Annotated in this window: 23 protein-coding genes and 1 tRNA gene; 15 read left to right on the top strand and 9 right to left on the bottom strand. The window is 69.9% G+C overall.

What is annotated here, in order from left to right:
* The first annotated feature begins 11 nt into the window (after positions 1-11).
* From ACZ4N5_RS23175 to ACZ4N5_RS23210, 8 genes are all read left to right on the top strand, one after another.
* Positions 12-317 carry a hypothetical protein gene (locus ACZ4N5_RS23175; RefSeq protein ID WP_467758955.1) on the top strand — a complete coding sequence of 102 codons (306 nt, stop codon included), beginning with the start codon at positions 12-14 and terminating at the stop codon, positions 315-317.
* A 406-nt stretch (positions 318-723) separates the two neighbouring features.
* Positions 724-885 carry a hypothetical protein gene (locus ACZ4N5_RS23180; protein WP_467758956.1) on the top strand — a complete coding sequence of 54 codons (162 nt, stop codon included), beginning with the start codon at positions 724-726 and terminating at the stop codon, positions 883-885.
* A gap of 89 nt (positions 886-974) precedes the next feature.
* A complete protein-coding gene (locus ACZ4N5_RS23185; protein WP_467758957.1) occupies positions 975-1,322 on the top strand; it encodes a hypothetical protein in 348 nt (115 codons plus the stop codon).
* Positions 1,319-2,227, top strand: a complete 909-nt coding sequence (locus ACZ4N5_RS23190; protein ID WP_467758958.1) for a bifunctional DNA primase/polymerase — start codon at positions 1,319-1,321, stop codon at positions 2,225-2,227. The genes ACZ4N5_RS23185 and ACZ4N5_RS23190 overlap by 4 nt, the downstream gene beginning before the upstream one ends.
* Positions 2,224-2,646: a hypothetical protein gene (locus tag ACZ4N5_RS23195; protein ID WP_467758959.1), complete on the top strand. Its 423-nt coding sequence runs from the start codon at positions 2,224-2,226 to the stop codon at positions 2,644-2,646. Before ACZ4N5_RS23190 ends, ACZ4N5_RS23195 begins: the two co-directional genes overlap by 4 nt.
* Entirely contained in the window at positions 2,643-3,890 is a 1,248-nt protein-coding gene (locus tag ACZ4N5_RS23200) for a DUF3631 domain-containing protein (protein ID WP_467758960.1), read from the top strand. Before ACZ4N5_RS23195 ends, ACZ4N5_RS23200 begins: the two co-directional genes overlap by 4 nt.
* Positions 3,891-4,058: 168 nt before the next feature.
* Entirely contained in the window at positions 4,059-4,262 is a 204-nt protein-coding gene (locus ACZ4N5_RS23205) for a helix-turn-helix domain-containing protein (protein WP_400099598.1), read from the top strand.
* A gap of 63 nt (positions 4,263-4,325) precedes the next feature.
* Positions 4,326-5,711, top strand: coding sequence for a tyrosine-type recombinase/integrase (locus tag ACZ4N5_RS23210; protein WP_467758961.1), 1,386 nt, complete (start codon positions 4,326-4,328; stop codon positions 5,709-5,711).
* A 46-nt stretch (positions 5,712-5,757) separates the two neighbouring features.
* On the opposite strand, the gene ACZ4N5_RS23215 is transcribed toward ACZ4N5_RS23210, so the two are convergent.
* Positions 5,758-5,831 (bottom strand) — tRNA-Thr (locus ACZ4N5_RS23215).
* Between the two features lie 239 nt (positions 5,832-6,070).
* Here ACZ4N5_RS23215 and ACZ4N5_RS23220 point away from each other — a divergent pair.
* From ACZ4N5_RS23220 to ACZ4N5_RS23230, 3 genes are all read left to right on the top strand, one after another.
* On the top strand, positions 6,071-7,207 hold the full coding sequence (locus ACZ4N5_RS23220) for an ABC transporter ATP-binding protein (protein WP_467758962.1): 1,137 nt from the start codon (positions 6,071-6,073) through the stop codon (positions 7,205-7,207).
* A gap of 234 nt (positions 7,208-7,441) precedes the next feature.
* Entirely contained in the window at positions 7,442-7,891 is a 450-nt protein-coding gene (locus tag ACZ4N5_RS23225) for a hypothetical protein (protein ID WP_467758963.1), read from the top strand.
* 259 nt (positions 7,892-8,150) lie between these two features.
* The gene (locus tag ACZ4N5_RS23230) at positions 8,151-8,882 is read left to right on the top strand and encodes a nucleotidyltransferase family protein (protein WP_467758964.1); all 732 of its coding nucleotides are present in this window, start codon (positions 8,151-8,153) and stop codon (positions 8,880-8,882) included.
* Positions 8,883-9,109: 227 nt separating this feature from the next.
* On the opposite strand, the gene ACZ4N5_RS23235 is transcribed toward ACZ4N5_RS23230, so the two are convergent.
* The 6 genes from ACZ4N5_RS23235 to ACZ4N5_RS23260 form a co-directional block, all read right to left on the bottom strand.
* Positions 9,110-10,810: a DoxX family protein gene (locus ACZ4N5_RS23235; protein WP_467758991.1), complete on the bottom strand. Its 1,701-nt coding sequence runs from the start codon at positions 10,808-10,810 to the stop codon at positions 9,110-9,112.
* 123 nt (positions 10,811-10,933) lie between these two features.
* Positions 10,934-11,878 carry a 23S rRNA (guanosine(2251)-2'-O)-methyltransferase RlmB gene (rlmB, locus tag ACZ4N5_RS23240; protein WP_467758965.1) on the bottom strand — a complete coding sequence of 315 codons (945 nt, stop codon included), beginning with the start codon at positions 11,876-11,878 and terminating at the stop codon, positions 10,934-10,936.
* Between the two features lie 119 nt (positions 11,879-11,997).
* Positions 11,998-13,398 carry a cysteine--tRNA ligase gene (cysS, locus tag ACZ4N5_RS23245; RefSeq protein WP_467758966.1) on the bottom strand — a complete coding sequence of 467 codons (1,401 nt, stop codon included), beginning with the start codon at positions 13,396-13,398 and terminating at the stop codon, positions 11,998-12,000.
* 115 nt (positions 13,399-13,513) lie between these two features.
* Positions 13,514-14,008 carry a 2-C-methyl-D-erythritol 2,4-cyclodiphosphate synthase gene (gene ispF / locus ACZ4N5_RS23250; protein ID WP_467758967.1) on the bottom strand — a complete coding sequence of 165 codons (495 nt, stop codon included), beginning with the start codon at positions 14,006-14,008 and terminating at the stop codon, positions 13,514-13,516.
* Complete coding sequence (gene ispD, locus ACZ4N5_RS23255; protein ID WP_467758968.1) at positions 13,998-14,750, bottom strand: 2-C-methyl-D-erythritol 4-phosphate cytidylyltransferase; 753 nt, start codon at positions 14,748-14,750, stop codon at positions 13,998-14,000. The genes ispF and ispD overlap by 11 nt, the downstream gene beginning before the upstream one ends.
* A gap of 346 nt (positions 14,751-15,096) precedes the next feature.
* Positions 15,097-15,579, bottom strand: a complete 483-nt coding sequence (locus ACZ4N5_RS23260) for a CarD family transcriptional regulator (RefSeq protein WP_003953493.1) — start codon at positions 15,577-15,579, stop codon at positions 15,097-15,099.
* 774 nt (positions 15,580-16,353) lie between these two features.
* Between ACZ4N5_RS23260 and ACZ4N5_RS23265 the strand changes: the two genes are divergently transcribed.
* Positions 16,354-17,004, top strand: a complete 651-nt coding sequence (locus ACZ4N5_RS23265) for a copper chaperone PCu(A)C domain-containing protein (protein WP_467758969.1) — start codon at positions 16,354-16,356, stop codon at positions 17,002-17,004.
* Positions 17,005-17,207: 203 nt separating this feature from the next.
* On the opposite strand, the gene phoP is transcribed toward ACZ4N5_RS23265, so the two are convergent.
* Both phoP and phoR read right to left on the bottom strand, forming a co-directional pair.
* Entirely contained in the window at positions 17,208-17,879 is a 672-nt protein-coding gene (gene phoP / locus ACZ4N5_RS23270) for a two-component system response regulator PhoP (protein WP_466162299.1), read from the bottom strand.
* Positions 17,880-17,884: 5 nt separating this feature from the next.
* Entirely contained in the window at positions 17,885-19,162 is a 1,278-nt protein-coding gene (phoR, locus tag ACZ4N5_RS23275) for a two-component system sensor histidine kinase PhoR (protein WP_467758970.1), read from the bottom strand.
* A gap of 244 nt (positions 19,163-19,406) precedes the next feature.
* Here phoR and phoU point away from each other — a divergent pair, with 244 nt between their 5' ends.
* From phoU to ACZ4N5_RS23290, 3 genes are all read left to right on the top strand, one after another.
* Positions 19,407-20,096: a phosphate signaling complex protein PhoU gene (phoU, locus tag ACZ4N5_RS23280; RefSeq protein WP_467758971.1), complete on the top strand. Its 690-nt coding sequence runs from the start codon at positions 19,407-19,409 to the stop codon at positions 20,094-20,096.
* A gap of 768 nt (positions 20,097-20,864) precedes the next feature.
* Complete coding sequence (locus ACZ4N5_RS23285; RefSeq protein WP_467758972.1) at positions 20,865-21,017, top strand: hypothetical protein; 153 nt, start codon at positions 20,865-20,867, stop codon at positions 21,015-21,017.
* A 525-nt stretch (positions 21,018-21,542) separates the two neighbouring features.
* The gene (locus tag ACZ4N5_RS23290) at positions 21,543-25,367 is read left to right on the top strand and encodes a HelD family protein (protein WP_467758973.1); all 3,825 of its coding nucleotides are present in this window, start codon (positions 21,543-21,545) and stop codon (positions 25,365-25,367) included.
* The last annotated feature ends 135 nt before the right edge of the window (positions 25,368-25,502 follow it).

Genomic DNA, 25,502 nt, shown 5'->3' on the forward strand with positions numbered 1-25,502 from the left:
GGGAGTCTGAAATGAGCCAGCACGTCCCGCCAGGCCAGATAGCCCCGCACATCCCTGCAGACGTCTTCCAGCACGCACAGGCCACCGGCCAGCCCGTCGTCATCGTCGTCACCGCCACCACCCCGGCCGGTTTCCCCTGGCAGAAGTTACTGATCCCGTTTGCGATCGCCGGGGCTGCCGCGCTCGGGACGTGGGGCGTGGTCGCCGCGCTGTGCTGGCTGATGGATGTGGCCTCGCACACCGCGACCGTCATCGCCGGCGCCGCTGGACCGGTCGGCGCCGGCGGCATCACTCTCAAGCTCTTTTCGAAGAAGTAGCCCTAACCGTTCCCGAGTTGCCATCGGGGCGGCATGGCACGCGGCCCCCGGTCGACGCGCAACGCGACCGGCCGCCCCGATCCCCGAGGCCGTCCCGCGCCCACGCCCACGCCCACCGCCTCACTCCCTCAACCAAAAAGACGGGGCAAAGGGGCCGCAGAGGGGATGTCCGCCCCCCGACCACGCTCCCGCGCTCCCGTCACCAGCGGAAACACCCAGTGGCCGAATCAGTGAGCGCAACCCCGGGCGCAGCAGACAGTGCCGCAGCGGGCGCTACAGATACCGAACGAGATACCGCGTGCTCGCCCCCGCACTATGGCCGCCGCCAACGGCGACAGCGCCATAACCACCCGCAAGGCTCCAACAACCGCACCAACGTCAACCGTTGATTCATAGGAGGACTTGCGTGCTCGACAACGAACAGTACTGCGACGACTGCGCCGACTACGGCTGTCTCGGACACGAGCTATGTGACGACTGCTCCGGCGACATCTGCAACGAGTGCAACGGCTGCGACTGCCCCGAAACCACCTGTCCCGGCCCCGTCGCCCACGCCAACGATCACTAGCTACGCCAAGGGCGGCCCCCGCATCTCGCCAAAGAACCGGGGCCGCCCTTGCCAACCAGCATCCATCCACGGAACTGGAGACATCCAGCATGACCGATTGCACCGGCAAGCCGCGAGTACCGGACGGCGCCGAGCAGGTGACCATGGTCCGCACCGAGCCCCACCCCGACGGCAGCACCGTCCTGGTCCTGCTCACCGTCCGCCCGCCGCTCACCCTGATCGAGCACCGCATGGTCCTGGACCCGTACCTCACCTGGGCCCTGCTCCACACACTCACCCGCGACCTGGACGCCATCGCACCACCCGGCCCCAACCGCCAGACCGCCGCACTGCTGGACGCGCTGCACTCAGGGGATAAGGAAGCCTTCGCCGCGGCAGTCGACGCCTACAACCACCGCATCCTCAGCCTCTGGACGGACCGGAGCGCTGTCGCGTGACCACCGTTCCGAGCAGGGCTCTCCTCACCTGGGCCTTAGACGCAGCGCATCGCGGATGGCACGTCATCCCGCTACGGCCGCGCGACAAACGCCCGGCCGGCCACGCGGACAAGTACTGCCCCGCTACCGGCCGCTGCACAGACGGACACAAGACGCCCGAGCAGCGCGCCACCACCGACCCCGAACTGCTCACCGCCGCATGGGCACAGGCGCCCTACAACGTCGGTATCGCCACCGGTCCTTCCGGGCTGCTGGTCGTCGACCTGGACACACTCAAGCCGCAAGATCCGAAAGGAACGCCTGACGGCGCGACTTCCTTTGCAGCGCTCTGCGAGCGCGCCGAGCAGGCAGCCCCCGATACCTACCGGGTGCGGACCGCGCGCGGTGGCGAGCACCTGTACTTCACCCAACCCCCCGGAATCCGGCTGCACAACACCGCCGGGCACCTCGCGAAGAAGATCGACACACGCGGGTGGGGCGGGTACGTCGTCGCCCCCGGCAGCACCACCCCAGACGGCGCCTACGAGGTTCTGGACGATCGCGCCCCGGCCATGCTGCCGGATTGGTTGCGCGGACTGCTCAAGCCGCGTCCACGGCCCACGCAGGGCAGCACGATCGCCGTCACGACCCGCGCGAGCGGATACGCCGCGGCGGCGCTGCGGGGAGAGGCGGACAACGTGGCCACGGCCGCGGACGGCACCCGCAACGCCGTGCTGCTGCGGGCCGCGCGGGCTCTGGGTCGGCTGGTCGCGTCCGGCGACCTCGACCGCGGGGAGGTTGAGGAGGCTCTTAGTAGGGCGGCATCGGGCAACGCCACCGAGTCCCAGCGCTATTACGACGACGTCATCACGCGTGGTCTGGACTGGTCCATCGCCCACAACACCCCTGGCGGGAGGGCCGCATGAGCAGCCCCCTGCCTACTAAGAGCATCACCGGCCACCGCCCGGCGAAGGCCGCTGCACAGCCTGTGGACACACCGACCGTAGGCGTGCCGAGGGTCGCCGCCCGTAAGGGCGTCCTTTCTGCTGTTCGCTCTGAGAAGTTCCGCAGCAGCCAGGCCCGCCACAGCACGCCCGACCCGACCCCGGATCGGCCCGGTATCCGCATCTACGCCCCACCCATCTACCGGGATCACTCGGACGGCGCCCGCTGGTCCAAACGGCACGGGGACACCCCGAACGCCGCCTACGCCTGCTCGTGCGGGCTGACCGGCACCGCCACCGGAGCACCCGAGGTGGCCGCGCTCGCGGCCGAGTACGCCACCCACACATCCGCCTGCACCGGCACACCTGCATCTCTGCCCGAAAGGAGGGCCGCCGCATGACCGAGATCATCGACGGGGCCGCGCTGCTGGACGAGGTGGAAGCCTTCCACCGCCGCTTCAACGTCTTCCCCACCGAACACGCCTATGTGGCCGTGGCGTTGTGGGACGCGCATGCGCACCTGATGGACGCGCTCGACGGCACCGCCCGGATCGCCTTCCTGAGCCCCGAACCAGGCTCGGGGAAGTCGCGGGCACTGGAGATCATCGAAACGCTTACCCCGCGCTCCGCAACGACGGTCAACGCTTCCGCCAACGCGCTGTTTCGGCTGGTATCCGCAGATGAGGGCACTCCCACGCTCCTCTTCGACGAAATCGACACCGTCTTCGGGCCCAAGGCCGGCGGGAACGAAGAGGTCCGCGGGTTCCTCAACTCCGGCTACCGGCGCGGCGCCAAGTCCCTGCGCTGCATCGGGGACGGATCCGACCAGAAGGCAGCCTTCCTGCCGTCGTTCTGCGCGGTCGCCATGGCCGGGCTCGGATCGCTGCCGGACACGATCCTGACCCGCTCGGTCATCATCCGCATGCGGAAGAAGGCACCGAACGAGAAGTGTGAGCCCTACCGGCGCCGCATCCACGAGAAGCAGGGCCACGTCCTTCGTGATCGGCTCGCGGACTGGGCAGCCCCCCTGCACGACCAGATCGGCGAGGCGTGGCCGGAGATGCCCGAGGGCGTCACCGACCGGCCGGCCGACGTGTGGGAGCCGCTGCTCGCGGTCGCGGACGCGGCCGGCGGGCATTGGCCCGAGCGGGCCCGCGTGGCGTGCGTCGCGCTCATCAAGGCCGCATCCGAGGGCGACCAAGCATCCCTTGGCGTCAGGCTGCTTACGGACCTGCGCGACCGGGTGTTCTGCGGCGTGGACCGGATGCCCACCGCCGCGATCCTGGAAGTCCTCTTGCAGCTCGATGACGCTCCCTGGGCTGATCTGAGCGAGGACGGGCAGAGCAGCAAGCCGCTTACCGCACGCGCGCTGTCCCGGCTGCTGAGTCAGTACGTGCGCCCCGACACCACCCCGATCAAACCCCGCGGGATCCGGGTCGGCAGCACGACCCCGAAGGGCTACTACGCGGAGGATCTGAGCGACGCGTGGAGCCGGTACTGCCCCCCGGACCCTGGGAAATCCGCAACATCCGCAACGTCCGCAACATCGCAGGTCAACGAGGGTGAGTCTGTGGCGGATACCCCTTCCGAGAGCCGCCACATGTTCGCCGAAACCGACACACGACAGCTCCGCATCGCCGGCTGACCAGCCGTGCCCGAAGCTGCCGCCGCGCGCGCCCAGCGTGGCGGCAGCTATCCGCAACAGAAGCGGCATCCGCCACAGATTCAAGCCGCTGACCAGCAATGTTGCGGCGTGGCGGATGTTGCGGATTCCCCAGAAGGCAAGAGACGCGCTGCCGAGGAGGCACCCCGAATGAGCACCGCGATCGCTGCCCCGGTCGACCGGCTCCTGTACAAGCCGGAGGAAGCAGCCGAAGCCCTCGCAATCGGCCGGTCGACCGTCTACGAGCTGATGGCCGAAGGCTCCCTGAAGTACATCAAGTTGGGCCGCACGCGCCGAATCCGGCGTGCGGATCTCGAAGCGTACGTGGCGAACCTCGCCCCGCTGCCCAACTGACCTGAACACCCCCAGAGGCGCCCCGAGCACGCTGCTCAGGGCGCCTCCCGCATGGAGGAGCACATGAGCCCCCGCAAACAGAACATGGAATCGTCCATCTACCTGGGCGGCGACGGCTGGTGGCACGGTCGCGTGACCATGGGCGTCAAGGACGACGGAAGTCCGGACCGGCGCCACCGGCGCGGCAAGACCGAGGCCGAAGTACGCCACAAGGTCAAGGAATTGGAGAAGGCCCGGGACAAGGGGCATGCCCCCAAGGCAGGCCGGGCGCCCACCGTGGCCGCGTGGATGGAGAACTACCTCACCAACATCGCGAGCCTCAAGCTCCGTCCGCGTTCCCTCGACGATTACTGGTCGAAGACCCGCAACGACATCATCCCGGGCGTCGGTCAACACCGCCTCGACAAGCTCGCGCCCGAGCACCTTGAGCGGATGTACCGCGGCATGCTCGACGATGGGCACGCTCCCTCTCACGTGCTGAAAGTGCACCGCATCCTGTCGCGGGCCCTGAAGATTGCCCACCGCCGCCGGATCATCGCGGAGAACGTCGCCACACTCGTGGATCCGCCGACCGTCGACGAGACCGAGGCCAACCCGTTCACGATCGAAGAGGCGAAAGCTTTTCTGCGAGCTGCGGCCAAGCGCCCGACCTCAATGCGCTGGATCGTCGGTGTCGGAATGGGATTCCGGCAGGGTGAGGTACTCGGCTTCCGGTGGCCATACGTCGACCTAGACGGGGAGATGTTCCATCCTCAGTGGCAGTTGCAGCGCCTCACGTGGCGTCATGGCTGCACGGCGCCTCATGCGTGCGGCGAGCGCCTCCACCGATTCGCGACCTGCCCGCCGGACTGCGCGACGCACAAGGGCTACAGGCGCGGTTGTCCCAAGCCGTGCCCGAAGACGTGCACCCGGCACGCGAGCGCCTGTCCCGAGCGAAAGGACGGTGGACTCGTCTTCACCCGCCCGAAGACGAAGAAGAGCCGCAATTCCGTGCCGATCCCGCCGCCGTTCATCCCGTACCTGCGCGAGCACAAGGCACGGCAGGAAGAGCTACGCGAGGCCGCGGGCGACGGGTGGGAGGAACACGGCGCCGTATTCACGCGGGCCGACGGCCGGCCGCTCGATCCCCGAGCCGACTGGGAGGAATTCAAGGAGCTGCTCGCCGAGGCCGGCATCGACGACCGACGCCTCTACGACGGGAGCCGTCACACGGCCGGCACGATCCTGAATGAGCTGGGCGTGGACATGGTCACCATCATGGAGATCCTCCGGCACACCCAGATCAGCCAGACACGGCGGTACGTGAAGGGGCGCTCTCACCTCTCGAAGGACGCCATGCGCCGCATGGGAGACACCTTCATGCCCCCGCCGGAAGCCCCTACTGAGACCGCAACTGAGACCCCGGACAGCCGCGCGGCCCGCGCAAAGCGTCGCCGTCGCATCCACTGAACGCAAAAGCCCAGCTCAGACAATGTCTGAGCTGGGCTTGAAACTGAGCCCCCTGTCGGATTCGAACCGACGACCTACGCATTACAAGTGCGTTGCTCTGGCCATCTGAGCTAAGGAGGCGTGCCGCGCGCGCGGGGCGTGCGTGCCCGTGCAGTGTACCCGCGTCACAGCGGGGCCCTGTCGAGAGTTTCCGCGAACTTCAGAGGCGCCCAGGTGCTGACAGAACACATGAACGCCAGGTAGCGTCCTGACCCAGTTCACTCATATGGACTACACCACTATGGGCGTTTCCATAGTGGATCACCACCTTTACAACGGATCGTCCGGCACGTTCCTGCCGGTGAAGGGGGCCCATCACCATGGCCACTGTCTCGTTCGACAAGGCGACCCGGATCTACCCGGGTTCCGAGAAGCCCGCCGTCGATGCCCTGGAGATCGACATCGAGGACGGCGAGTTCCTCGTCCTCGTCGGTCCCTCCGGCTGCGGCAAGTCCACCTCACTCCGCATGCTCGCGGGGCTCGAGGACGTGAACGCCGGCACCATCCGCATCGGTGACCGCGACGTCACGCACCTGCCGCCCAAGGACCGGGACATCGCGATGGTGTTCCAGAACTACGCGCTGTACCCGCACATGACCGTCGCCGACAACATGGGCTTCGCGCTCAAGATCGCTGGCGTCAACAAGGCCGACATCCGCCAGAAGGTCGAGGACGCGGCGAAGATCCTCGACCTCACCGAGTACCTCGGCCGCAAGCCGAAGGCCCTCTCCGGCGGTCAGCGCCAGCGTGTCGCCATGGGCCGCGCCATCGTGCGTGAGCCCCAGGTCTTCCTCATGGACGAGCCGCTGTCGAACCTCGACGCCAAGCTCCGCGTCTCCACCCGTACGCAGATCGCCTCGCTCCAGCGCCGCCTCGGCATCACCACGGTGTACGTCACCCACGACCAGGTCGAGGCCATGACCATGGGCGACCGTGTGGCCGTGCTCAAGGACGGTCTGCTCCAGCAGGTCGACTCGCCGCGCAACATGTACGACCGCCCGGCCAACCTCTTCGTCGCCGGCTTCATCGGCTCCCCGGCCATGAACCTGGTCGAGGTCCCGATCACCGACGGCGGCGTGAAGTTCGGCAACAGCGTCGTCCCGGTCAACCGCGAGGCCCTCAAGGCCGCCGCGGACAAGGGCGACCGCACGGTCACCGTCGGTGTGCGGCCCGAGCACTTCGACATCGTCGAGCACAACGGCGAAGCCGCCAAGTCGCTGTCGAAGGACACCGAGGACGCCCCGGCCGGCCTCGCCGTCTCGGTGAACGTCGTCGAGGAGCTCGGCGCCGACGGCTACGTCTACGGCTCCGCCAAGGTCGACGACAAGTTCACGGACCTCGTCGTCCGTGTCAGCGGCCGCTCGGTCCCGGACAAGGGCGCCACGCTGCACGTCGTGCCGCGTCCGGGCGAGACCCACGTGTTCTCCACCTCGACGGGCGAGCGCCTGTCCGACTGACGTCCGCGTCATCCTGGCGGAAACGCGCACCCCGTAAGGGTTGAATTCACCCAAGTTGACGAAGAGGGCCCCGCAGCAGGCTGCGGGGCCCTCTTCGTTGTCGATAAATACCCCGGCAGATCGGGCATTTCGATCTCCGTACGTCAATGCAGCACCCAAGAAACACCGCTTCCCCGTCCCTCGAACCGGTGACTAAATGTCGCCAAATCATCACCCCGCGCTACCCTCACTCGCGTGAAGCACTCCACCACTAACCAACGGACCCGGCGTGGCCGTGGCCCCGCCCGCCGGATCGGCCGCACCCTCGCCCTCGTTCTGCCTGTCGTCCTGGTGCTCTCCGGGACTCTCGCGGTCACCCGAGTCAACTGGTCGGGGAATTCCTCGAGCTCGGTGCTCACCGCGTCCTCCGAAGACGTCTCGACGCGAGCCGTCTCCCGTGCCCCGCAGGACGTCCTGCGCGACAAGCTTCTGCTGGAGCTCCAGGAGAAGAACCCGGGCGTGGCCCTCACCCACCTCCAGGAGGCGGTGAACGGCCGTCCGTCGCTCGCGAAGCACTGTGTCTCCATCGCCCGCGCCCTGGGCCGCGCCGCGGTCCGCGCGTACGGACCGACCCGCGCCCAGTCCTTCGCCCGGCCCGTCTGCGACACGGCGTTCGCCTCGGGGGTCGCGGCCACCCATTTCTGAGGTCACCGCTCCCGCCCCCGGGCCGGCTCCCCTCGGAGACCACAGCTCCCTCCGAGGGGCACAGCCCTTCACAGCGCCGCCCGCCCACGGCATCACGCGTCATCCCATCCGATGCGCCGCGCACCGTCCGATCCGATGCATCACGCTTCGTCTGGACCACAGCGTCGCGAATCAGCCGATTCCGGGCCGCCCGGTAACAGCTGATTAAGGAACGGTTGCCGCAGGAAGCCGGGTGCGGGGCGCCACGTACAGTTCGGGCATGACCGATCCGAACGCCGCGTCGCGCCCCGTTCAAGCCGTTGTCCTGGCCGGCGGCCAGGGTTCCCGGCTGCGTCCCTACACCGACGACCGGCCCAAGCCGATGGTCGAGATCCCCGGCACCGGGACACCGATCATCGGCCACCAGCTGACCTGGCTCGCCGAGGAGGGCGTGACCGACGTCGTCGTCTCCTGCGGTCACCTCGCCGACGTCCTGCAGAAGTGGCTGGACTCGGCCGACCTCCCGCTCAACGTCACGACGGTCGTCGAGACGGAGCCCCTCGGCCGCGGCGGCGGCCTCAAGTACGCCGCCGCGCACCTCCCGCACCCCGAGCTGCCCTGGTACGCGACGAACGGTGACATCTGGACCCGTTTCTCGCTGCGCGACATGGCGGACTTCCACGCCGAGCGCGACGCGGTCGCGACCCTCGCGCTGGCCCGCCCCCGCATCCCGTGGGGCGCCGTCAAGACGGACGGCTTCGGTCACATCACGGACTTCATCGAGGCCCCGCCCTCCACGTTCGAGATCAACGCGGGCGTCTACGTCTTCTCCCCCGAGTTCACCGAGATGCTCCCCGAGCGCGGTGACCACGAGCGCACCACCTTCCCCCGCCTGGCCCGTGAACGCCGACTGTCCGGCTTCCCTATCCCGCAGGGCGCCTACTGGCGCGCCATCGACACCGCCAAGGACCTCACGGAGGCGGCGAAGGAACTCGCGGCCCTGGGCCGTTAGAGACCCGTCAGAGACGCTCTCCCGGCCCTACGAGGGCCGGGGCGGGCACGACCACGGTGCCGCGCACGCACAACGCGACCTCAGGGCGCGCACGCACGACGCGACCTCAGGGCCGCGCACGCAACGCGACGACACGACGACAGGGCCCCGCACACCTGCGTGCGGGGCCCTGTCGTCGTGTCGTCGCGTGGTGAGGGTGTCGGCCCGGCTGACCACCCTCCGGGCGGTCAGCCCAGCAGGCCACCCACCAGGCCCGGCTGGCCGGTGGACGAACTCCCGCCGGTGGAGGTGCCGTTCCCGGAGCCCGTACCGCCGGTGCCGCCGCCACCGCTGCCGCCGGTCGACGTGCCGCCGCTGCTGGTCGGGCCCGCGCTGGTGCTCGGGGCCTGGTCGACCGGCGCGGAGTGCTGGGGCGGGGCCTGGCCGCTGCCCTGGGTCTGGCTGGGCTGCCCGGCGCCGGCCCGGCCGGTCTCCTGGGTCGCGCCCGGCGTACTGGCCGCCTGCGACGGGGCCGCGGAGCTGCTCCGGCTGGGCGCCACGGAGGCCGAGGGGGCGACCTCCTGGTGCCGCTTGCCGGGCGTCTCGGGGAGCGGGGAGCCGGGCAGTTCGTTGCGCGGGGCCTCGCCGGGTCCGGGGACGACGATCCGGCCGGAGTCGCGGACGGCGCCGCCGAGCAGCGAACCGACGAGCAGGGTCAGTCCGACGACGATGGCCGTGAGCAGCGCGCCGCGGCGCAGCACCCGTGCTCGCAGGTCCCAGATGTCGGCGCGCGGCCCGAGTCTGCGCCAGGCCTCACTGGCCAGTCGGCCGTCGGCGGAGTAGACCGGGGCACCCGCGATGATCAGCGGGGACCAGGCGGCGAGGTAGATGATGTCGGGCGCGTCGTACGCGGGAACCGTCTTCCAGCTGACCGTGACGATGAGCGCCGCCGACAGCATCGCGCCGACGACCGCGGCCACCCGCTGCCACAGCCCGAGGACGGTCAGGACGCCGACGATGACCTGGAAGAAGGCGATGACGAGCCCGGAGCCGACGGGGTGCTGGAGCGCGAACTGCCGCAGCGGCTCGGCGACTTCCCACGGGTGCAGGGTGTTGAGCCACTTCACCATGGAGCCGCGCTTGCCGCCGTCGAAGTAGACGGGGTCGCAGAGCTTGCCCATGCCGGCGTAGACGGAGATGAATCCGAGGAAGACGCGCAGCGGGAGCAGCACGACGCCGAGGTTCATCCGGCGGCCCGGGTGATAGGCGTGCCGGACCGAGTCGGAGCTGCGCCGCCTGACGGGGGCGTCGCCCGTCATGTCGTCGAAGCCGTCGCCCTCGAAGCCGTCGTCCCCGAAGTCGGCGTCCGTGTAGGCCTGTTCGTCATAGGCCTGTTCGTCGTAGGCGCTGCCCACGCTGCGCATCTGCGGCAGCAGCCGCTGCTCTTCGCCGAGAGGGGCACGCTGACTGCCGACGAGGGGCGTCTCGACCGTGTCGACGGTCAGATCGCCTGCGTAGCCGGGCTGTTCGCCGATGCGCGGGATGACCTGGGTCGAACCGGCGTCGGCCGTCGGCCCGGTGGAGCGGTGGTTGAGGCCCGCGCTCCGTACGGCCTGGAGCAGGCGGTGGGCGCCGGTGTCGTCCGGCGCGGACTTCCCGCTCCAGACGACGGGGGCGCGGCGGCGGGCCCCGCCGACCGGACCGGCCCCGCCCGCTCGGCCCGGCGCACCGGCGCCGGGGATCCGCGCGGCGTCGCCGGGAGAGCCCAAGTGCCGTGCGATACGCGGGGACTGGCCCCGCGACGCACCCGCCAACTGGACGCGGAAGCTCGCATGATTGACGATGACCTGCGCCGGATCGCTCGGCACCTTCACCATGCTCAGCGCGGGAACGTCGTCGAATCCCGACGAGCGGTCCCCCGTGGGTGTGCGGGGTGTTCTGGTGTCCACACTCATCTAACCGAGTGACGTGTGGTTAGGACACTGCTTTGACCACGCCGAACTGTCCGGACCGCGTCAAGATCGTTCAGAACTTCCCGATCGCCCCACGGGGGTGACCGCCTGGACGTTTGTTCAGGCGCGTCGGCGTGCCGCCTCGTACAGCACAACTCCCGCCGCCACACCGGCGTTCAGCGACTCCGCGCCACCGGGCATCGGGATCCGAACCCTGAAGTCGCAGGTCTCGCCGACGAGTCGGGACAGGCCCTTGCCCTCACTGCCGACGACGATGACGACGGGGCCGCCCAGCGCCTCCAGGTCACCGACCTCGACCTCGCCGTCCGCGGCGAGTCCGACCACCACGAGACCGGCCTTCTTGTACGACTCCAGGGCGCGCGTCAGGTTGGCGGCGCGGGCGACGGGCGTACGGGCGGCGGCACCGGCCGACGTCTTCCAGGCACCGGCGGTCATGCCGGCCGCACGGCGCTCCGGCACGACCACGCCGTGGCCGCCGAAGGCGGAGGCGGAACGGACGACCGCACCGAGGTTGCGGGGGTCGGTCACGCCGTCGAGCGCGACGATCAGCGGGTCCTGGCCCTCGTCGTACGCGGCGGCGGCGAGGTCCTCGGGGTGCGCGTACTCGTACGGCGGGACCTGGAGGACGAGACCCTGGTGGTTGAGCCCGTTGGTCATGCGGTCGAGCTCGGGGCGCGGGGCCTCCATCAGGTGGATGCCGCCGCGCTCGGCGACGAGTTGGAGCGCCTCGCGGACCCGCTCGTCGTTGTCGATGAACTGCTGCACGTACAGCATCGTCGCCGGCACGCCCTCGCGCAGCGCCTCGACGACGGAGTTGCGCCCGACAACCATCTCGGACGTGCCCTTGCCGCCGCGGCCCTTGGGGTGGGCGGGGCGGCGGACGATCTGCTTCGCCTTGGCGTTGGCGACGCGGTTCTTCTTGTGACCCTTGCGCATCTCGGCGGGCGGGGTCGGACCCTTGCCTTCCAGGCCCCGGCGTCGCTGGCCGCCACTGCCGACCTGCGCGCCCTTCTTGCCGGACATGCGGCGGTTGTTAGCAGCCATGACCTACCTGTCTGTGTGAGGCGTGCGTGCGTACGTATATGAAGTGTGCCGCCCGGAGGTCCGGGCGGCACAATCGATCAAGGCCGACGGGGGTCGGCCGGGGCCGCCGGAGCGGGTGCTCAGCGCGGTCCGAGCGTCCAGCGCGGCCCCTGCGGGCCGTCCTCGATGACCAGGCCGGACTGGTTGAGCTGGTCGCGGATGGCGTCCGCGGTGGTCCAGTCCTTGCGGGTACGGGCGGCCTCGCGCTGGTCGAGGACCATCCGGACGAGGGTGTCGACGACGCCGTGCAGGTCATCGCCGCGGTCGCTCTGGTCGGCCCACTGCGGGTCGAGCGGGTCGAGTCCGAGGACGCCGAGCATGGCCCGTACCTCGGCGAGGCGGGCGACTGCGGCTTCCTTGTCGTCGGCGGCCAGGGCGGAGTTCCCCTGGCGGACCGTCGTGTGCACGATGGCGAGCGCCTGCGGGACGCCGAGGTCGTCGTCCATCGCCTCGGCGAACGCGGGCGGCACCTCGGCGGACGGCTCGACGACGCCCCCCGCCTTCTCGACCACCCGCTGCACGAAGCCCTCGATGCGCGCGAACGCCGACTCGGCCTCGCGCAGGGCCTCTTCGCTGTACTCGATCATCGAGCGGTAGTGCGGGGTGCCGAGGTAGTAGCGCAGCACGATGGGGCGCCACGCCTTGACCATCTCGGAGACGAGGACCGAGTTCCCGAGGGACTTCGACATCTTCTCGCCGCTCATGGTGACCCAGGCGTTGTGCACCCAGTACTCCGCGAACTCGTCGCCGAAGGCCTTGGCCTGGGCGATCTCGTTCTCGTGGTGCGGGAAGATCAGGTCGATCCCGCCGCCGTGGATGTCGAAGGCGCTGCCCAGGTACTTGTGGGCCATGGCCGAGCACTCCAGGTGCCAGCCGGGACGGCCCCGGCCCCAGGGCGTCTCCCAGCTCGGCTCGCCCGGCTTCACGGCCTTCCACATGGCGAAGTCACGCGGGTCGCGCTTGCCGGTCTCGCCCACCCCCGACGGCTGCTGCAGGTTGTCGAGCTCCTGGTTGGAGAGCTGGAGATAACCGTCGTACGACCGCACGTCGAAGTAGACGTTCCCGTCGGCCGCGTACGCGTGACCGCGCTCGATGAGCCCGCGCATCATCTCGATCATCTCGGGGATGTGGCCGGTGGCACGCGGTTCGTACGTGGGCGGGAGGCAGCCGAGCGCGTCGTAACCGTCGTTGAAGGCGCGCTCGTTGTCGTAGCCGATGGACCACCAGGGGCGGCCCTGGTCGGCCGACTTGGCGATGATCTTGTCGTCGATGTCCGTGACGTTCCTGATGAACGTCACGTCATAGCCGCGGTACTCGAACCAGCGGCGCATGATGTCGAAGTTGAGGCCCGAGCGGATGTGCCCGATGTGCGGTGCTGCCTGCACGGTCGCGCCACACAGGTAGATCGAGACGCAACCCGGCACGAGCGGGGTGAAGTCACGGATCTGCCGGGCGCTGGTGTCGTACAGGCGAATGGTCACCACTCCAGGGTAGTGGGCCCCAGGTAGTGCCCTGCGACCCTTCCCCCGCAAGCCATGTATTCGTGACATACGGGGGACGGAACCGAAGGGACGAACCCCGGGACCCTCTGCTGTCTCAGCCCGCGCGGACGACCAGTGCCGTGGCGACCGCCATCAGCCCCTCGTCGCGGCCCGGGAATCCGAGCCCGTCCGTCGTGGCGCCCGACACCGACACCGGCGCCCCGACCGCGTCCGACAGGATCTTCTGGGCCTCGTCCCGCCGCTTGCCGATCTTCGGGCGGGGTCCGACGACCTGGACCGCGACGTTGCCGACGACGAAGCCGGCCTCGCGGACGATCCGCGCCGCCTCCGTCAGCAGCACGACCCCCGACGCCCCGGACCACTCCGGGCGCCCGGTGCCGAAGTGGGCCCCGAGGTCACCGAGGCCCGCCGCCGAGAAGAGCGCGTTGCACGCGGCGTGCGCCACGACGTCCGCGTCGGAGTGCCCGGCGAGCCCGGGCCCCTCCCCTTCCCACTTCAGGCCGGCACACCACAGCTCCCGCCCTTCCTCGAAGGCGTGGATGTCGGTGCCGATCCCGACGAGCGGGAGCACCAGGCCCTCAGAAGCCATCGTTCAGCCTCCGCCGTGCGAGAACCGCCTCCGCCAGCACCAGGTCCAGCGGGCGCGTCACCTTGAACGCCTCCTCGTGGCCGGGCACGACCACGACCCGCACGCCCAGCTGCTCGACCATGCTCGCGTCGTCGGTCACGTTGTCGGTGACGGTCTCGTGGGCCCGCAGAAGCGTCTCGCGGTCGAAGCCCTGCGGCGTCTGCACGGCACGCAGCCGCGCCCGCTCGGGGGTGGCCACGACCGGCTCGGGCTCCCCGGCGACGGCCGCGGGCTCGACCTCCTTGACGGTGTCGGCGAGCGGCAGCGCCGGTACGACGGCGGGAGCGCCGTCCCGGACGGCCTCGATGACGGCGTCCACGGTGTCGACGGGCACGAGCGGCCGGGCCGCGTCGTGCACGAGGACGATGTCGATGCCGGGCGGCAGCGCGTCGAGCCCGTACTTCACGGACTCCTGGCGACTGTCACCGCCCGGAACGACGAGGAAGTCGGTGCGGTCGGGCAGCGCGTGCGCGTCGAGCAGCGTCTTCACCTCGGCCGCGCCGTCCGGCGGGGCCACGACGACGACCAGGGAGACGGCACGGGACGCGGCCATCGCGCGGACCGCGTGGATGAGCATGGGCGTGCCGTTCAGCGCGCGGAGCGCCTTGGGGGCGCCCGGACCGAGGCGCACACCTCGTCCGGCGGCCGGAATCACGGCGGCGGTGCGGGCCTCCGGCGGCGAAGAGAGCGAAACGTCAGACATCGGTTCCTGTCAGGTTTGTGTGCTCGACCGGGATGGGTATGGCCTGGGGGTACCCCCTGCTCGGAGAGCTGGGGGAGCGCCGGGCGCGACGCCTTGACCGGACCCTTCCGTGACATCCGGTCGAGTCGACCGCCCGGGTCGGCACCTCAAGTATCGGATACGCCGGTATACCGCGGGAAAGCCGATGCCGGGTGAACGCCCGGTTTACCGAATGGGCGCGGGTACGAACATGCCGCAGCGCCCGGCGACAGCAATTGCGTCATCGGGCACCGCGGCATTTCATTGCGCTGCTGCGCGGGCTTGGGCGTACGTCAAGACGACTGATGTCTCGGCGACTGAGCCGGCGTCAGGACGCGAGAACCTCGTCGAGCAGGGCCTCGGCCTTGTCCTCGTTGGTGTTCTCCGCGAGGGCGAGCTCGCTCACCAGGATCTGGCGCGCCTTGGCGAGCATGCGCTTCTCACCTGCGGAGAGTCCGCGCTCGCGCTCACGACGCCACAGGTCACGCACGACTTCCGCGACCTTGATGACATCGCCGGAGGCGAGCTTCTCCAGATTTGCCTTGTAGCGACGCGACCAGTTCGTGGGCTCCTCGGCGTACGGCGCGCGCAGCACCTCGAAGACCCGGTCCAGCCCGTCCTGACCGACCACATCACGTACGCCGACGAACTCCGCATTGTCCGCTGGCACACGTACCGTCAGGTCACCCTGGGCGACCTTCAGCACCAAGTAGGTCTTGTCCACGCCTTTGATCTGGCGAGTTTCGATGGCCTCGATCAGCGCGGCCCCGTGATGGGGATAGACCACGGTGTCGCCAACCTTGAACGTCATGTGACAGGTACCCCTTCCGTGGCTATCCAGAGTAACACGGAAACGGCGTCTTCTGAATGGCGTTTTCGCAGGTCAGGGCATATCTCGGGGCTTGACAACCGCAACAGGAACGTGCTGCGAGGGGCGAGCGGAAGAGGGTATTCGCAGGTCGGAGCGGCTGTCCATGCGGAGTGAAACGCGTACGTTACAGACACCCGGGGCCCGTCGCCAGGGTCTGAACATCCCGTTTTGTCCGGCTCCAAGAGCGCGACTTCCGCTACTCCGTTCGATGGACGGAGCCGAGTACGAGACGAATCCGGAATTGATCAAGGCGTTCGATGATCACCTGCTCATCGGCCCTCGATGACCTCGTGATCCATTTTCTGGAGAGCCGGGCATTCATTCCACGAAATGCGCAAGCCTAAGTCTGCGGAACTTAAGTGAATGGCGGACGAGCGCGCGATCAAAGTAGCCGACGCGCCGCCGGAGCGGAGCGTGAACGGCGGGGCGCACACCCGGCGCAACGGAGCCCGTGGGCGCATGCCTCACGAACGCGCCCCATCCGGAGCCCGACGCATCCGGAGCCCGACCCGCCCGGGGCCCGACTCCCCCGGGCCCGACCCACCCCCAGCGCGCTCGCGTTTTCCCCTCGGGCGAGCAAAGTCGGCGGCTTGGGGAGGGTCGGGTGCGGTCGCGCGGGAACGGATCGGTAACCTAAGGCCGCTGACAGACCCTTAGGGCGGCTTTACACAGAGGTCGCCCTGCTTCGCCCACGTTCAAGGAGTTGCCGCCGCCGTGAGCAGCAGCCTTCGACGCGGCACTCTCGCCGCCGCCGTCATCGCGTTCTCGATCGCCTCACTCGCCGCGTGCGGTGCCGGCAGCAACGCCCAGACGTTGGAGGTCAAGCCGGACAACGCGGCCACCTCCGTGGGCGACATCAAGGTCCAGAACGCGCTCGTCATCACCCAGCCCGATGTGAAGGCCACCGGTCCGGCGGTGATCTCCGCGACGCTGTTCAACAACGGCACCACCGCGCAGACCCTGGACTCGATCAACGTCGAGGGCGAGGGCACCGCCCAGATCACGCCCGCGAGCGGCAAGGGCAAGCTGACCGTCCCGGCCGGCGGCTCGATCGTCCTCGGCGGCAAGGGCAACGCCTCCGCGGCGCTGTCCAGCCCCTCCGGAACCGTCCTGAACGGCAGCGTCCAGAAGGTCACCTTCGCCTTCAGCCAGACCGGTGACGTGAGCCTGAGCGCCTTCGTCGTCCCGGCCGAGAGCTACTTCACCAAGTGGGGCCCGAGCGACATCCCGGCGGCGCCGACCGCTTCCCCGGTCACCTCGCCGTCCGAGTCGGTCACGGGCTCCCCGTCCGCGCCCGCCTCCGCGTCGGGCAAGCCGTCGTCGAACGCGACGGCCCCCGCCACCCCCTCGGCGTCCGCCTCGTAGTGAGGTGACGTCCGCCGGGCGCGCACAAGGGTCCGTACACGACCCATGAGGCGGCCCGTACACGGCCCGTACGCGCCACAGCGGTCCGTACGACGGAAGTACGACGAAGGGCGGAACCCCTCTCCAGGGGTTCCGCCCTTCGTCGTACTTCCGGGTCATGCTCTACGCCGCGCTCCAGGCACGGGGGTGGAGGTGGGGCCGGTTTACGGCTCGAACTTGTAGCCGAGACCGCGCACCGTCACCAGGTACCGGGGCGCGCCCGGGTCCGGCTCGATCTTCGCGCGCAGGCGCTTGACGTGGACGTCGAGGGTCTTGGTGTCACCGACGTAGTCGGCACCCCAGACCCGGTCGATGAGCTGCATCCGGGTCAGCACGCGGCCCGCGTTGCGCAGCAGCATCTCCAGGAGGTCGAACTCCTTCAGCGGGAGATCGACCTTGCCGCCGGAGACGGTGACCACGTGGCGGTCGACGTCCATCCGGACGGGGCCGGCCTCCAGAGCGGCCGGGGCGACCTCCTCCGGCTCCCCGCGGCGGCGCAGGACGGCCCGGATACGGGCGACCAGCTCCCGGGAGGAGAAGGGCTTGGTGACGTAGTCGTCTGCTCCTATTTCGAGCCCGACCACCTTGTCGATCTCGCTGTCCTTGGCGGTGACCATGATCACCGGGACGTTGGACCGGCCACGCAGCTGGCGGCAGACTTCGGTGCCGGGCAGCCCCGGCAGCATCAGGTCGAGGAGAACGAGGTCGGCGCCGTTGCGCTCGAACTCGTCGAGTCCGTCGGGCCCGGTGGTCGCGATGGCGACCTCGAAGCCCTCTTTGCGGAGCATGTACGACAGGGCGTCGGAGAAGGACTCCTCGTCCTCGACGACGAGCACACGGGTCACGGAAGGACCTCCGGGGCAGGAAGCGGTTCGTACGGGGATGTGACGGTGGTCGTCCCGTCGGGCTGCTCGGTCTCGTCCTCTTCGTCGAGTCCGGGCATGGGGTGATCGGTCACGCGGTCGCGGGCCGCATTCGCCTCCGGCAGCCGCAGGGTGAAAGTGGAGCCCTGACCCTCGGAGCTCCACACCGTGACCTCCCCGCCGTGCGAGGCGGCCACGTGCTTGACGATCGCCAGCCCGAGGCCCGTACCGCCGGTGGCACGGGAGCGGGCCGGATCGACACGGTAGAAGCGCTCGAAGATGCGCTCCTTGTCCTTGTCCGAGATGCCGATGCCCTGGTCGGTCACGGCGATCTCGATGTGTTCCCCACCGGGTGCCGTCACCCGGCGGGCGGCTATCCCGACGCGGGTGCGGGCGGGCGAGTAGTTGACGGCGTTCTCGACGAGGTTGCCGAGGGCCGCGGCGAGCTGGCCCCGGTTCCCCCACAGGCTCAGGTCGGCGGTGCCGCCGGCGGCCATGGTGATCTGCTTCGCGCCTGCCTGGTGGCGGCAGCGGTCGATCGCCTCGGCGACCAGCTCGTCGACACGGACCGGCTCGGCGTCCTCGAGGGGGTCGTCGTTCTGCACCCTCGACAGGTCGATGAGCTCCTGGACGAGGTTGGTGAGCCGGGTGGCCTCTATCTGCATGCGCCCGGCGAAGCGCTCGACGGCCTCCGGGTCGTCCGAGGCGTCCATGACGGCCTCGGAGAGCAGGGAGAGCGCTCCGACGGGAGTCTTGAGCTCATGGCTCACGTTCGCGACGAAGTCCCGCCGTACGGCTTCGATGCGGCGCGCCTCCGTCAGGTCCTCCACGAGAAGGAGGACCAGTCGCGATCCGAGGGGAGCCACGCGCGCCGATACGGCGAGGGCCTCACCCCTCCCCGTGCCCCTTCTCGGCAGGTCCAGCTCCACCTGACGTATCTCCCCGTCACGACGGGTGTCACGCGCCATGTGGAGCATCGGTTCGACGGCCAGTTTGCCGCCGCGCACCAGTCCGAGGGCGTACGCCGCCGAACTGGCCTTGACCACGGCGTCCGCTTCGTCGAGTACGACCGCCGAGGACCTGAGCACGGACAGCACGGTGTCGACACCCGGTGGAAGAACCGCGTCCGTGTGCAGAGAAGTGCGGGTCGGGCGTTTCTGGTCGCGCTCGCTCCAGCGGAACGCCAGCATGGCGATGACACCGGTAAGTACTCCGGCGATCGCTGCCGCTGCGGCGACCGCCGCGTTCACGTCCATGCACCCAGGTTAGGCATGCCATCGCTCCTGGCCACAGCCATCCGAGTGCGAGCTCGAACACTCGTCGCCCAGAGTTCACCCAGGAGCCAGTATTGATTCACTTGAGGTGCCGGAAACGGACGCGTACGGGGCCGAACGTGGGAGCGTGGGGTTCTCGGGTCCCTCCGGCGGCCGATCGGCGGCCGGAACAAGACGGTCCCGGACCCCGGACCCCCCAAAGCTGACGTACGAGAGGGACGACCACATGCGTGACGCGTATCACGAGGAACTTGACTCGATCGGTGACGGCCTGGTCGAGATGGCCCGGCTCGTCGGGTCGGCGATCGGGCGCGCCACGACGGCCATCCTCGATTCCGATCTGAAGCTGGCCGAGAGCGTGATCGCTGCCGACCAGAAGGTCGACGATCTTCAGCACGAGCTGGAGGCCCGCGCGATAGCCCTGCTGGCGCGCCAGCAGCCGGTGGCGACGGATCTCCGTATCGTCGTCACCTCGCTGCGGATGTCGGCCGACCTGGAGCGCTCCGGCGACCTGGCCCAGCACGTGGCCAAGCTGGCCCGGCTGCGCTTCCCCGACCGCGCCATCCCGCACGACCTGCACGCCACGATCCTGGAGATGGGCCAGCTCGCCCAGCGCCTGATGGCCAAGGCCGCCGAGGTCATCATCACGAAGGACGTCGACCTGGCGATGCAGCTGGAGCAGGACGACGACGAGATGGACCTCCTGCACCGCACGCTGTTCCAGCACCTGCTGGACGACAAGTGGCAGCACGGCATCGAGACCGCAGTCGACGTCACCCTCCTCGGCCGCTACTACGAGCGCTTCGCCGACCACGCCGTCTCGGTCGCCAAGCGCGTGGTCTACCTGGTCACCGGCGAACACGCCGACGAGCTCCAGGCGGACATCCAGCCGGCCACGGGGGTGGAGGGCGCATAGCCCTCTCCGGGCGGGCCAGGGCTACGAACCCGACCCCCGCCGGGCGGACCAGGCTCCGAGCCTGCCCCTCTCCGGGCGGACCAGGGTTACGGACCTGCCCCCTCTCAAGGCGGACCAGGGCTGCGGCCGGGCCCGCCTCTCACCGGACGGACACTGTCCTCTCCGGACGTACGAAGCCTGCGGGCCCAGCCGTTCCCAGTCGGGGGACGACTGGGCCCGTCCGCTTTTCCCGGTCGGGCGAAGGCCGCGGGCCCGATCACTCCGGGCAGGGCAGGCGAAGGCCGCGGGCCCGATCACTCCGGGCAGGGCATGCGAAGGCCGACGTGCCGGTCCCGGTCACTCCCGGCAGCCGGCGTCCGGGCCCTGCTCCTCCCCCGGGCGAAGGCCGTCGGCGGATCCCTCGCCGGTGAGCGAAGGCCGCGGGACGGGTCCCTTCCTGGCGGGCGGGCAGCGAGGCGGGGCCGCTCCGGGTGGGCGGCGGCCAAGGTCGGTTCTTGCCGGGCGGCGAAGGGTGCGGGCCTCTCGCCGACAGGCGAGTGCAGCGGGCAACGGGCAGCGGGCCCAGCCGTTCCCGTCGGGGCGCTCTCCGCCTCGCGGGGGTCGGCGGCGCGCCCTGATCGTGGCCCGCCCCGCGTGGGATTCGCGCCCTGGGCGCGTGAGACGCCTCAGTGCGCCGTTGATGCGCCCGCCCGACTGGGCATGAGATGGGCGACAGGGGCTGTGCGGCGCGGTGTGCGTCGGACGCCTCCGTGCCTGAAGGAGGGACCCATGGCCGAATCCCCCAGCACGCCCGACCCGACCCAGGACCGCGACACCCAAGAGCCCGCCGAGATCAAAAGTCTCCCTTTGTTCGGCGCCTGCGGCTGCGGCTCCGGCTGCGGCTGCGGCTGCCAGTCGGGCAATCCCTGCCAGTGCGGCTGATCGCGTACGTATAGAAGGGCCCCGTCGCCGTGACGGGGCCCTTCGCCCTTGACGAGGCGCCCGGCGATCTGGCGCAGGGCGACGCCGTCGCCGGAGGCGGTCGCGGCGCTGGTGGTGCCGGTGCCGGCGAACTTCCAGCGCCAGGTGCCGGCCGAGTTCGCGGTGACTGTCGTCCGCCCGCCAGACACGGCCCCTGACCGGACCACGAGTGCACCTGCGGAGAACGCGCAGGCCGGCGGCTTGATCAGATATTCGTTGTCACTCCGCCCAGACCGTCCTGCCCGCCGGGCGACGAGGAGTCGAACCCCAGCGCACGGCCACGGCACCCACGACTGTGTGGGATCCCGGAGGACCGTGCGGGATCTTCGAGGATCAGATGTGCTCGGGACGGACCGAAGTCTGCGCGTTTGCAGGGCTGTTGTCCGATTGACCGTGGTCTGACCGTCGAACTCTGCTACCTCTGGGGCAGGGGAGGCGGGCCCTGGCCCGCGGCAGCGCGAGGGGCGTTGCCAGGAGGGGACACACGTGAGCACGACACCACGGGACGCGGTCATCGCCATCGAGCAGAAGGCCGTCGACCGCGCCTACGACTGTTACGAGGCCCGGCTCGCGGAGATGACGTCGCCATCGACGGCCACGGCTTCCGCGAGCGGCAAGGACGGCATAGCGGTCCGCAAGAAGGCGGAGAGCACAGCGGAGGAGTACGGCGGTCTCGGGGGCGAGGCCCTGGTCATCAGCCGTGTCGACATCCAGGAAGCGGGCGACGCGGAACCGGAGACGTTCTACGTCGGGCGACGCCATGTCTTCGACACCGTGACCCGCGATCAGGTGGTCGTCTCCTGGACGAACCCGATCGCCGTGAGCTGGCACAACGCCCGCCCGGAGACACCGGGCGAAGTGCTCCTGCGACGCCGGTTACGCTGCGCCGAGCGGACGGTCGAGGACTTCCTGGACGAGATCACCCCGGCCGCGGAACCGCACCCGGGCTCGCCGGGACCCGGGCAGGAGGCCGCCTCACTGCCGGCCTTCGAGGAGAAACCCACTCCGCTCGAACACTCTGAAGCCCCTGAAGCCGCTGAGGCTCTTGAAGTCCTTGAGGCGGAGGACGCCCCGGAGAAGCCGGAAAGCACCACCACCCCGCCCGCCGGAGACGACGTCGGACGGCCGCGTACCGTCCCTTCGCCGCGGCATGTCGTCGGCCGACGGCGTCAAAGACCGCAGCCGGTCGACGAGTTCCTCCTGCGGGAGTTGCGCCGGTCCCGGAGCGGCCGGATGCGCGACATCGTGGAGACGATCAGACGGGACCAGATGGCACTGGTCACCGGTTCACCCGCGGCCATCCTCGTCATTCAGGGCGGACCCGGCACCGGAAAGTCGGCGGTCGGTCTGCACCGAGTCACCTGGCTCGTCAACAACGACCACTTCCGCGCACAGGACATCCTGGTCGTGGGCCCGCACCAGAACTTCCTGGAGTACGTGGGGCGCGTACTGCCGACCCTCGGCACCCGCAACGTCACCGCCGTACAACTGGCCCGCCTCTGGGAAGGGGAGATCCGGGGTACGGACTCCATCGCCGCGCGGCTGGTCAAGTCCGACGAACGGATGGCGGCCGTACTGCGCAGGCGAGTGGAGAGCGAGTGCCGGCCCGAAGCCCTCGACACCGTCGTCTCCGTCCCCTCCCACGCCCAGGACGAACCGGCCTTCGTCGTTGTCGTGGGCAGCACTTCCCTGCGTGTGCCGCGCTCGGAGGTGCTCGGCCTCCTCCAGGACGCCCGAGAGAAACCCGAGGGTTACCGGGCGCGCAGGGACCGGTTCCGTACGCTGCTGGTGGACCGGCTGCTGGGTGAACTCGTCCGGATCGCCCCGCGCCGCAGCAGGGACGCGACCGTGCGCCGCGATCTGGAGCGCAACCGGCAGGTGACGACCCTCGTCGACCGGGTCTGGCCCGCGCTGAGCCCCGAGGAAGCACTGCGCGGTCTGCTCAACTCGCCCACCAGGCTGGGCGAATGCGCCTCCGGGATCCTCGACGACGGTGAACAGGCGTTTCTTCAGCGGCCGAAGGCCGAGAGCGCCGCCGAAGAGCCCTGGACCATCGATGACTTGGTGTGCCTTGAGGAGCTGCGTTTCCTCATCGCCGGGGAGAGCCCGCAGAGGTACCGGCACATCGTGGTCGACGAGGCCCAGGACCTCACCCCGATGCAGGCGAGGTCGCTGCGCAGACGGTGTCCGACCGGCTCGATGACCGTGCTCGGCGATCTGGCCCAGGCCACCGGACCGCATTCCTACACCGCCTGGGACCGGTTGGGCGGAATCCTGTCCGCGCAGGGCGACTGGCGCGTCGCCGAGCTGAACACCAGCTACCGGGTGCCCGCGGAGATCATGGAGTTCGTGGCGCCGCTGGCCCGGGCCGTCGCACCCTCCCTGCCCTACCCGACGGCCGTGCGACGGGCCGGCGACGAGGCGGTGCGGCTCGTATCCACAACTCCTTGGGAGCTGCTGGACGACGCGGCGACGCGTACGGCACGACTCGTGGGCACCGATGACGGGCGGTCCCCGAGGTCGATCGCCGTCATCGTTCCCGACGACTCCGACTGGCTGGAGGAGGTCCGCCGACGCGTCGACCTCGTGGACGACATGACCGAGGAGATGCTCCGGACGGTGTCCGTGCTCCCCGCCGCCCAGGCCAAGGGCATGGAGTTCGACCATGTGCTGGTCCTGGAGCCGGCGACCATAGCCAACCGGGGCCCCGCAGGACTCCGCCAGCTGTACGTCGCCCTGACCCGCAGCACCCAGACACTGACGGTGCTCCACACGACACCGCTGCCGCTCGAACTCGGCGCTACGGTCGACGACGCGGACGGTGAAGTCTTCCCCGCTCTCTCGCACTTGGTACCCGCCGCAGCACCGTTGCGGGAAGGGCCGGGCGCCGATGGCTCCGCTCCCGACGGCTCCACCCTCGACGTTTCCGCCACGGACGGTGCCACCACCGATGGCTCCACGGGCGATGAATCCGTGGGCGATGACTCCATGGGCGGTGGCTCCACGGGCGATGAACTGCCGGTCGGCACATCCGTCGAGGTACAGGTGCTCGGCCCCGGCCCCGGATCCCACTGGAAGGTGAAGGTCCTCGCCCCTGCCACGGAGCGAGCGGTTCTCCTTGTCCCCCGCCACGGCGAACCCACCCCGGCCGCGGGCTCCCGGATGGACGGCTGGGTGACCCGGAACGAAGGTCGGCTGAGTCTGGTATCGGCCGGCGACTTCGGCCGCAGACCCATCTCCGCCCGGATGGCGCCCCGTTACGAGGCCGCACTCGGCGTCCTGCGGGACATAGCCGACGGCGACGGAGCGGCTCGGCCGGAGACGACGGCTCTCCTCTCCGAACTGAGGGGCATGGCCAGCCGCTGCCTGCGCCGCGACCGGGTCGACTGGCTGAGCGTCTGGCGCCTGTTGGGTTCCGCCGACCGAGACCGCCTCGGCGATCTGGCGGACCTCGCCCGGCGCACGCGTCAAGCGGTCGCGTCGGACGCTCCCGGCCTGCGTGCCGCCCTGACGGACGATCCGGCGTTCCGTCACTGGACCGACGCCCTCGACCGGGCTCAGGACGAGCTCCGCCGTCGAATCGACCCCGACCCGGAGTCGAAACCGGAGCCGGGGCCCGGGCCGAGGCCCGATCCGAATCCGAATCCGAATCCGGAGCCGGAGCCGGAGCCGGAGCCCGTACCGGAGTTCGGCCCCGAGCCCAGCACGGCATCCGAGCCAGACAGGGCGCCCGAAGCCGCCACCGCACCCGAAGCCGCCGAGGCACCGCCCGAGGCGTTCACGGCTCCACCGACCGAGCCGCGTCAGACACACGAGCAGAAGGACACCGACCCCATGAACACTGCCGCTCTCCTGGACACCGACCCCGCCCCGTCCGAGGGACGGCCGGCGTGGAGCGAGGCACTCGTACGGCAACTGGACGTCGAGGCGCAGACCGACCGGGACTGCAACACGCACGAGGCGGTGCGCTTCGAACTGAGGGCCGCTCTCCTGCGAGCGGGACTACGCCCTTCGGACTCCCGCGTCTCCGACGCGATCCTGGAGGGCCCGGACGGTTTCCTCCGCTACGAGGTGCTCGGCGCCGGCCGTTCCCGATACGCGCACCTGTGTGCGGGAGCCGTCCGCCTCATGGAACTCGACCGGGCGGAAGCCCGCTCCGCGGACACCCGATACCTGGTCCTCTCCGAGCCGCCCACGGAGGACTGGGCTCCCGACGCGATCCGGGAGGTCTTCGGCGTGCACGTCGTATGGCGGACCGCGGCCGGCTGGCAGGGCCCGGACGCGCGAACGGCCCTGCACCTGACCGACTGACCGCCTGACCGCCTGACTGGCTCATGACCCACGGCTGACCCCGGTGGTCGACCTGGCAGGACGCCGACGTGCCTGATCGGGGATGGCGACTCATCGCCATCCCCGTCGTTTCCGGGGCTGCCCTCCGATCGGCCG

The sequence above is a fragment of the Streptomyces sp. NPDC026500 genome (genome assembly GCF_055567635.1).